This window comes from Lactiplantibacillus nangangensis, assembly GCF_005405065.1.
Classification (GTDB): domain Bacteria; phylum Bacillota; class Bacilli; order Lactobacillales; family Lactobacillaceae; genus Lactiplantibacillus; species Lactiplantibacillus nangangensis.
In genome coordinates this window covers 1-1,654 of the sequence record NZ_BJDI01000036.1, presented here as the reverse complement: position 1 = coordinate 1,654, position 1,654 = coordinate 1, and the positions used below count along the sequence as shown (strand labels likewise).

The 1,654-nt window shown below is 42.4% G+C and carries 2 protein-coding genes; both read right to left on the bottom strand.

Annotated elements, in window-relative coordinates; all coding sequences use genetic code 11:
• Positions 1-55 precede the first annotated feature (55 nt).
• Positions 56-952 (bottom strand): IS3 family transposase, encoded by an 897-nt coding sequence (locus FFM70_RS13740; protein WP_137617406.1) that lies wholly within the window; start codon positions 950-952, stop codon positions 56-58.
• Entirely contained in the window at positions 949-1,632 is a 684-nt protein-coding gene (locus tag FFM70_RS13735) for a helix-turn-helix domain-containing protein (protein WP_137617405.1), read from the bottom strand. The genes FFM70_RS13740 and FFM70_RS13735 overlap by 4 nt, the downstream gene beginning before the upstream one ends.
• Between the last annotated feature and the right edge of the window lie 22 nt (positions 1,633-1,654).

Here is a 1,654-nt window from a genome sequence, read left to right as displayed (position 1 = left end):
TGTACTAGTCCCTGTCAAGTTGACAGATGAAATAATATAATTTTGCGAGTGTTGCTTAAGCGGCTTCACTGCGGTATTCAACCGCGGTGGAGCCGTTTCTTTGTGTCGTTCGGTCGACATAATTAAAGTAGTGGATGCCTTCCTCGATAAGCGCAATAAGTTCGGCCTTAGTCTTAGGTATTGGATGGCTTTCCATCCAATTTAGCTTGAACTCATTCCACCAACGCTCAATGGGCGCATTGTCGTAAGGCGTTCCTGGTCGCGACATGCTGCGAAGAACCTGGTGTTCTGACATTAATTTACCAAATGCTTTGGCGGTAAATGCCGATCCTCGGTCAGTATGGACCATTGGATGGACGTCACCGGTGACGTCGAAAGCTTGTTTGAAGGTATCCATCATGGCTTCGCTCGTTTCCGTAACGCTTAACTTGTACGCTAGTAAATACCGACCATATAAATCTAAGACCCCACATAAACGAAGCTTATGTTCACCATTGATGCCATAACGAACTTCCGTCGAATCGGATAACCAGATTTGATTAGGCTTAGTCGCTAGATCAAATTGTTGATTTAAGATATTATCGCGTAATTCTTGTTCAGCTTGCTTAGTCGGCTGACGACGCTTTAACCGACTTTGACATTTTAAATGTAAGTTGCTCATCAAGCGTTTGACGCGCTTGCCCGAAATATAAAAGTTGAGCGTTTCATCATGGGTAAGATAATGATACATCTTACCAGCGCCGATTCTTTGCCGGTGTTCTTGGAAGACTTGACTAATCTTTTGCTTAAGAGTGGCTTCTTGCTGCTCCCAAGCAGTTTCTTCATGGTGTTGCCACTGATGGTACGCTTGGCGACTAATCCCTAAATAACGTAGGATAATGGCTTGAGCACCATGAATTTGTCTACTGATTGCTTGAATGGCTTGATACGCTAACTTGTTTTTGGCATTCACTCCTTTTTCTGTAGTTCCCGATATTTTTTTCCGAAGAGGTCTAGTACCTCCTGTTCTTTGAGCTTTGTTTTCAATTGGCGATTTTCTAATTTGAGCCGATCCAATTCGGTCATTTCGTCAACTGGCTTAGTTCGACCACGACCATCTTTGAGGGCGATATAACCATCTTTTTCAGACTTGAGTATCCATGAACGAACTTGTTGATAGGAAACTTCAAAGTGTTCTGAAGCTTGCGAATAGGTGTGTTTACCGGCGGTGACATATTCAACGATTTTGATTCGTTCTTCAAAAGTAGTTTTACGACTCATAATGCGGACCTGCTTTCTTGACGGTGTGGCCGTCAACGTTTGATTGGTCCCATTATACTGAAATTTTTTGATCCAGTCTTGAAGTTGGGTCTTGCTTCTTAGTCCAAATCTGTGACTGATTTCACTTAGACTACCTTCGTTATTTAGATAGGCCGCCACCGCTTGTCGCTTGGTTTCGATGCTATAACGAGTCCAGTTATGGCGTTCCTCTAATCCTTCAATACCTGATTGCTCGTAAAAAGTTTGCCATCTTTGGATCGTTTTATCTGAAATACCATACGATTTCAGATAAGCTTTCTTGGTTAATTCTGTGCGCGCTAACCCTTGAATGATGGCTATTTTTTTGTGTGGCGTAAACTTAGTTCTAGGCATAATAAAATCCCCTTAAGATTGA

Excerpts from the sequence above, each read along its gene's own strand:
- FFM70_RS13735 (WP_137617405.1), bottom strand. The coding sequence starts at position 1,632 with ATGCCTAGAACTAAGTTTACGCCACACAAAAAAATAGCCATCATTCAA.